This is a genomic window from Methanocalculus sp. (assembly GCF_029762515.1).
Lineage (GTDB): Archaea > Halobacteriota > Methanomicrobia > Methanomicrobiales > Methanocorpusculaceae > Methanocalculus.
In genome coordinates, this window is sequence record NZ_JARVGN010000120.1 from 1 (window position 1) to 5,561 (window position 5,561).

A 5,561-nucleotide genomic window follows, 5' to 3' on the forward strand; every position below is an offset into this window, starting at 1 on the left:
GGATTGATGGCGTTTCTGGCGATATATGTGATCACCTGCCGCTTCTTCTCCTCAGATCGCGCCTTCCTCTGTTCCGAGGTGAGATGGATCTCTCCTTTCTCGATAATTGCCCGCGCAACTGTCTCGAAGTCGGTTGTCTTGAATACCTTTGTCAGGTTTTCGTCTGCTACCCTTTCTGCGTGGGCTGCATTCTCATAGACAAATCCGGCAGCAACCACATCTTCGATCTCGATCTCCTCCCCTTCACGGATCTTCTGGGCAAGGTCGGGATCGACAAGGATCTCAAACCGTTCGCCATGTGATTCAAGGCGCGCAACAACGGCGTTATCGAGGGAGATCATCGTTTTTCACCTCACTGCTCAAATGCTTCGACGCAGACTGCAACTTCTTCAGGTGCCATCTTCCTGAAGGTGCCCGCCTGAAGTGAGGCAATGCCGATCTCAACGGTGTTCACATCAAACTTTCCTTCGGTTGCGGCATGGAGTGCTTTAAGCCCAAGCAGAATCGCCTCTTTGCAGGAATGTTCGGGATTGTACTCCTCTTCAAAGACTTTCATCACTGCCGGCCTGCCGATTCCGATACCGGTTGCCTTGTACTCAAGCAGGGTGCCTGAGGGGTCAGTCTCAAAGAGATGGCATGTGCCATCTGCAATACCTGCGATCAGGAGTGCCGTTCCATAGGGGCGGGCGCCGCCGAACTGTGTGTAGGTCTGCATATGGTCACAGAGCTTCTTGGAGAGCGTCTCGACATCGATCGCCTCGTCATAGGAGACGCGGTTGATCTGTGACTCGATTCTGGCGCGATCCACAAGGGCGCGGGCATCGCCGACAAGGCCGGAGGATGCAACCCCGATATGTGCGTCAATCTGGAAAATCTTCTCGATTGATGAGGGTTCGAGCAGTTTTGAGCTGACCCGCTTGTCGACGATCAGGACGACTCCCTCTTTGCATTTGATCCCGACAGCAGTTGTTCCCCGCTTCACTGCTTCACGTGCATACTCGACCTGGTAGAGGCGGCCGTCCGGACTGAAGACGGTGATCGCCCGGTCATATCCCATCTGGTTTGGTTGTGGTTGCATGAAACTTCTCCATATCGTCTTTCGTGAGATATACTAATTCCTGACCTTTCATATCTCTTCTGATAAGGTCAATCTTTCCATCGGCATACATGATGCCGCTCTGTTCCCCGGAATTGATGGTGCAGGTGATCGGATCGCCCTGCTTTTCCGGCCGTATCCTCTTTCTGAGAGCTGCAATTGTTCCCGAAGTGGCGATGGTGGTGAGGCGGACCTGTGTTCCGTTGATGGATCTGATCGCGGCAATTGCGCAGCAGAGCTCCTTCTCCCGCCCCCTCCTGCATCTCACAATCAGGTACTCTCCCTCCCGCAGGATCGTGGCGGCATGAACCTCTGCGGCGATACAATCGCCATAGAGTGAGGTGACACTGTCTGCGATCGCATAATAGAGTTCCCGGATATCACAATCAGGATCAGACGGCATGATTCTGGTAAGGACATATCTCCGGTTTTCCCGGAGGGTGGGGGAGAGATGCTTCATGAAATCACCCGTGGACGGGATGTATCCAGAAAGAGATCGGGAATTGTTCCAAGAGCTGTAACCGTCTCCTCCTCTGTCATCCCAAAGAGTGAGGTCAGAAGGATCATTTCTCCGACAGTCCGCTGGCCGAGGATTGATTTTGCCCCGCTCCCGATTGCAAAGGAGAATCCAAACTTTCTCTGGAGGAGAAGGAGCTCGGCGTACCTCGCAAGCACCTTCTGCCGGGAATGCCCCTTGCAGGAGATGATCTGGCTGATATCGAGGTGCACCGCGATCCGTTTCTCTGCGGCAAGCTTTGCCGACACCTGGTCGAATGCATTCCTCTGTGATCGATGCAGATCGGTGATGAGATGGAGCCCTGGTGTCTTCAGGAGGTTCCTGTTAAAGGATGCATCGCCTGCGGCAACCCCGATGATCGCCCGCTTCTTCTGCCGGATTGCGTTTGTGACTGCCTTCATTGTGCCTTCGGTTACGATCACTCCCTGCAGAATCCGGACACCATGGTATTCGCATGGGTGGTGGTTGACTGCAATGATTGTGTCAAAACCGCATTCGCGTGCGGTCATTGCCATGCGTTGAAGTGTCGAGTCACCCTCGGGAAAGGGATGGATGAAAGCATCCGTGACCGTCATAAAAGAAAAGTGGGGTTATTTCCCCTGGTTTTTATGTGAGCGGATACTTGGACGTGTCTTTTCGGTACCGGTACCCTTGCGGCGCATGCCACGGCCTTTCATTCCGGCCGAGGTCTTGCCACGGAATACACGGTTCTTCTGGTCGCAGATCCAGTTCAGCGTCTTGTCGCTTCTGATGCCGGGGTGGCTTCGATCGACAAGGATCACTTCATAGTATTTCCTGACCCCGTCTTCTCCAACCCAGTATGAGTTCAGAACTTCCATGTTCGGGTAGCGCCGTGCAGAACGCTCTTCTGCCATCCGCTGGATGCTCTTTCCGGCGGTGGTGCGGGCCATGCCCATCCGTGCGGTTCTTCGCCCGCGGACATATCTTGACTTTCTCCGGCCACCACGGCGTACCTGGGCGCGGACAACGATGATACCCTGCTTAGCCTTGTATCCAAGGGTGCGGGCGCGGTCAATCCGCGTGGGGTGTTCGATCCGGACAACGGATCCTTCACGCCGCCATTTCTGCATGCGGTGCCAGAGGAGTTTCTTTACCTCGGTCTCGTCAGGCTTTTTCCATGCCTCACGGACATACGAATACATTGATCGTGACATTTGTCTACTCCAGGTTCGGCTTACTCGTTTGAAGCCACATTCCTTGACGGGAGGTATCCCGTGATCTTTATACTTCAACTCCTGCGAACTTAAAGGATGCTGGTTATGCAGCACTCTTCTCTTTGGAGAGGACCCTGATACCCTCGATCCGGGTTTCCGGGTACTGCCCGGACTCATCCTTCTCAGCGGACTTTACCATGTCCCAGATGGTCAGGAGTGCAACCGAGACACCGGTCAACGCTTCCATCTCGATACCGGTCTTTCCATAGGTCTTCACGGTGACTGTTGCCTCGATATACTCCTCAGTCTCCACAAAATCAACAGATACTCCGCCGACCGGAAGGGGATGGCACATCGGAATGATCCGGAATGTATCCTTCACTGCAAGAATTGCGGCAATCTCGGCGGTTGCAAGGACATTTCCTTTCCGTGTAGTCTTTTCAGAAATCGCCTTCAGCGTCCCGCTGCTGAGATAGATCCTCCCCTGTGCGGTTGCTTTCCTGTGAACATCGGGTTTTTCCGTGACATCGACCATCCGGACATGGTCGCCGTCGATATGGGTGAATTCAACCATACAATTTCAGTCTCCATAGAGTATCTGTGCAATGAACAGAAGAAGATCGCTTGCGATCAGCCCGTCACCAACTGACTGCGCCGCTTCCTCCCCGGCACGGCCGGTTGCATATGCGGCGACTGCTGCTGCCTCGAATGCGGGCATCCGGCAGAAGAGGGCGGCTGCGACTCCTGCCAGGATATCGCCTGTACCGCCGACCGTCATCGCCGGGACTCCCGTCCTGTTGAACCGGATCCGTCTGCCATCACTAATGATATCGGTCTCTCCCTTCAGGAGTATCGAAGCCGATTCCGGGCAGGCATCCCGGACAACTGCCGCATCCTTTTTTGGATCTCCAGCAGGCTCTCCCTCAAATGCGCGGGCAAACTCGCCTGCATGCGGGGTATAGATCGTCTCCCCGCCCTTTGGCAGGGGGAGGCGGAGCGCATCGGCATCGATGACGGCGCGCTCTGCGGCCGCTGCCACCCTGAGGATGACATCATGGCTGTCAGCCCCAAGCCCGGGACCGATCACCACTACATCAGCTTCCCGTGCAGCGCGGATCAATTTACTGCTCTCCTCTTCTCCGATGATTCTGCCTGAGAGTGGGATATGGATAAGATCCGGACAGTCAAGGGCATTCGGGCTTGCCACAAAGACGATATCTGCCCCCGCACGGAGTGCGGCAAGCCCTGCAAGGTATGGCGCACCCTGGTACGGGCCGCCGCCCACCACGAGCACCTTTCCGCCATACCCCTTATGGGCATTCTCCGGCTTCTTCGGAATGGTGAGGAGGTCGCCAGGTCCCGTGAAGCACTCGGCTTCGATTGGGATTCCGATATCGGCGATGGCTGTATGGATCCCCTTGCTCCGGTGGAATGTAAGGATCGCATCTGCGGAGATACCCGGGGTCGGGAGATCTGCTGAGAGGATATATGCGGGAGAGTCGTTTGCCAATGCAACGCAGGATGTGATCGGTTCGCGGAGGCTCCCGCCCGCTCCGGTGCCAAGCAGGCAGTCAAGGATCAGATCCGCAGATGCGAAGAGATGGGAGAGGGCATACACATCCTCTTTGCAGGATACCTCATGGAGGGGGATGCCGCATGAATGAAGTGCCCGGAGATTTGTTTCCAAATCCCCTTTCCGCTCACCTGATACGTAGATACAGGAGCAGTCCGTATGGCGGGCGAGATGCCGTGCAGCAACAAACCCGTCACCACCGTTATTTCCCCTTCCGCAGAGGATGAGCACCTTTTGTGGCAATTGCTCAAGAACCTGCTCCGAAAGTGCTCTTCCCGCATTCTCCATCATCTGACGGGTGGAGACACCAAGTGCTTCTGCATTCTTCTCGATCGCCTGCATCCGGAGTATGCTGATCGGTTCTTCTTCAGCCTGTGCGGTTATCCATGATGGCATGACACACCATTCTTCTATTGGGAGATCCTAAACATTAGTGTATGGCTTTTACTGACGATCTCCTGGAGGCTTCGGAGATCATCAGATCTGCTGAATCTGTCACGATCATCTCGCATATCGATGCTGACGGCATCGCAAGCGAGGCAATTTTGAAAGAGGCGATCGAGCGGGAGAAAACCCCCTGTGAATCCGTCTTCCTCAGGCAGCTTGAACCATTGATGATGAAATGGGTTCCAAAGGACGACTCATTAAAACTCTTTGTCGATCTGGGTGCAGGACAGCAGAACCTGATCGAAGAGCACGGGCTCTCCTATGACGAGGTGCTCATCCTCGATCACCATATCGGCCAGCCTGCAAAGATAGAATACCGGCAGGTGAACTGCCTTCCGTACGGGATTACGAAACTCTCAGCCGCAGGGATCGCTTACCTTGTGGCACGGGAGATGAATGATGCCAACCGTGATCTCGCAAAGCTCGCAGTTGTCGGAAACGTCGGCGATATGATGGCGCGTGAGGGGTGCGGGCTCATCGGCCCTGCCCGTGAGATCGCGCTTGACGGTGTGGAGGCAGGCAATGTCATGGCAATATCCCACGATCTCAACTGTTATGGCCTCTCCACGCGCCCGGTTCATATCTGTCTCAGTTACAGTGATGATCCCGTTCTGCCGGGGATCAGCAATAACCCCAATGGAGCGCAGATCTTCCTGGAACGTCTCGGTATCCGGCTCCGTGATCCTGAAGGCCAGTGGCGGGTCTGGGAGGATCTCTCCCCTGAAGAGAGGAGAACGATCGCCTCGGCACTCG

8 protein-coding genes are annotated in these 5,561 nt (G+C 55.2%); 1 reads left to right on the forward strand and 7 read right to left on the reverse strand.

What is annotated here, in order from left to right; translation table 11 throughout:
- The 7 genes from QCH34_RS05625 to QCH34_RS05655 all read right to left on the reverse strand — a co-directional run.
- A partial coding sequence (locus tag QCH34_RS05625; RefSeq protein ID WP_300331438.1) for a ribosome assembly factor SBDS occupies positions 1 to 341 on the reverse strand: 341 nt, incomplete at its 3' end.
- 11 nt (positions 342 to 352) lie between these two features.
- Positions 353 to 1,078 carry an archaeal proteasome endopeptidase complex subunit alpha gene (gene psmA / locus QCH34_RS05630; protein ID WP_300331441.1) on the reverse strand — a complete coding sequence of 242 codons (726 nt, stop codon included), beginning with the start codon at positions 1,076 to 1,078 and terminating at the stop codon, positions 353 to 355.
- On the reverse strand, positions 1,047 to 1,556 hold the full coding sequence (locus QCH34_RS05635; RefSeq protein WP_300331444.1) for an Rpp14/Pop5 family protein: 510 nt from the start codon (positions 1,554 to 1,556) through the stop codon (positions 1,047 to 1,049). The genes psmA and QCH34_RS05635 overlap by 32 nt, the downstream gene beginning before the upstream one ends.
- A complete protein-coding gene (locus QCH34_RS05640; RefSeq protein WP_300331447.1) occupies positions 1,553 to 2,188 on the reverse strand; it encodes an RNase P subunit p30 family protein in 636 nt (211 codons plus the stop codon). Before QCH34_RS05640 ends, QCH34_RS05635 begins: the two co-directional genes overlap by 4 nt.
- Positions 2,189 to 2,203: 15 nt before the next feature.
- Positions 2,204 to 2,788: a 50S ribosomal protein L15e gene (locus QCH34_RS05645; RefSeq protein ID WP_300331450.1), complete on the reverse strand. Its 585-nt coding sequence runs from the start codon at positions 2,786 to 2,788 to the stop codon at positions 2,204 to 2,206.
- A gap of 103 nt (positions 2,789 to 2,891) precedes the next feature.
- Positions 2,892 to 3,362 carry a cyclic pyranopterin monophosphate synthase MoaC gene (gene moaC / locus QCH34_RS05650; RefSeq protein WP_300331453.1) on the reverse strand — a complete coding sequence of 157 codons (471 nt, stop codon included), beginning with the start codon at positions 3,360 to 3,362 and terminating at the stop codon, positions 2,892 to 2,894.
- 6 nt (positions 3,363 to 3,368) lie between these two features.
- Positions 3,369 to 4,757 carry an NAD(P)H-hydrate dehydratase gene (locus tag QCH34_RS05655; RefSeq protein ID WP_300331456.1) on the reverse strand — a complete coding sequence of 463 codons (1,389 nt, stop codon included), beginning with the start codon at positions 4,755 to 4,757 and terminating at the stop codon, positions 3,369 to 3,371.
- Positions 4,758 to 4,798: 41 nt separating this feature from the next.
- Between QCH34_RS05655 and QCH34_RS05660 the strand changes: the two genes are divergently transcribed.
- Positions 4,799 to 5,561, forward strand: a 763-nt coding sequence (locus QCH34_RS05660; RefSeq protein WP_300331461.1) for a DHH family phosphoesterase, incomplete at its 3' end; no start/stop codon positions are given.

Excerpts from the sequence above, each read along its gene's own strand:
- psmA (WP_300331441.1), bottom strand. The coding sequence starts at position 1,078 with ATGCAACCACAACCAAACCAGATGGGATATGACCGGGCGATCACCGTC.
- QCH34_RS05635 (WP_300331444.1), bottom strand. The coding sequence starts at position 1,556 with ATGAAGCATCTCTCCCCCACCCTCCGGGAAAACCGGAGATATGTCCTT.
- QCH34_RS05645 (WP_300331450.1), bottom strand. The coding sequence starts at position 2,788 with ATGTCACGATCAATGTATTCGTATGTCCGTGAGGCATGGAAAAAGCCT.
- moaC (WP_300331453.1), bottom strand. The coding sequence starts at position 3,362 with ATGGTTGAATTCACCCATATCGACGGCGACCATGTCCGGATGGTCGAT.
- QCH34_RS05655 (WP_300331456.1), bottom strand. The coding sequence starts at position 4,757 with ATGCCATCATGGATAACCGCACAGGCTGAAGAAGAACCGATCAGCATA.
- QCH34_RS05640 (WP_300331447.1), bottom strand. The coding sequence starts at position 2,188 with ATGACGGTCACGGATGCTTTCATCCATCCCTTTCCCGAGGGTGACTCG.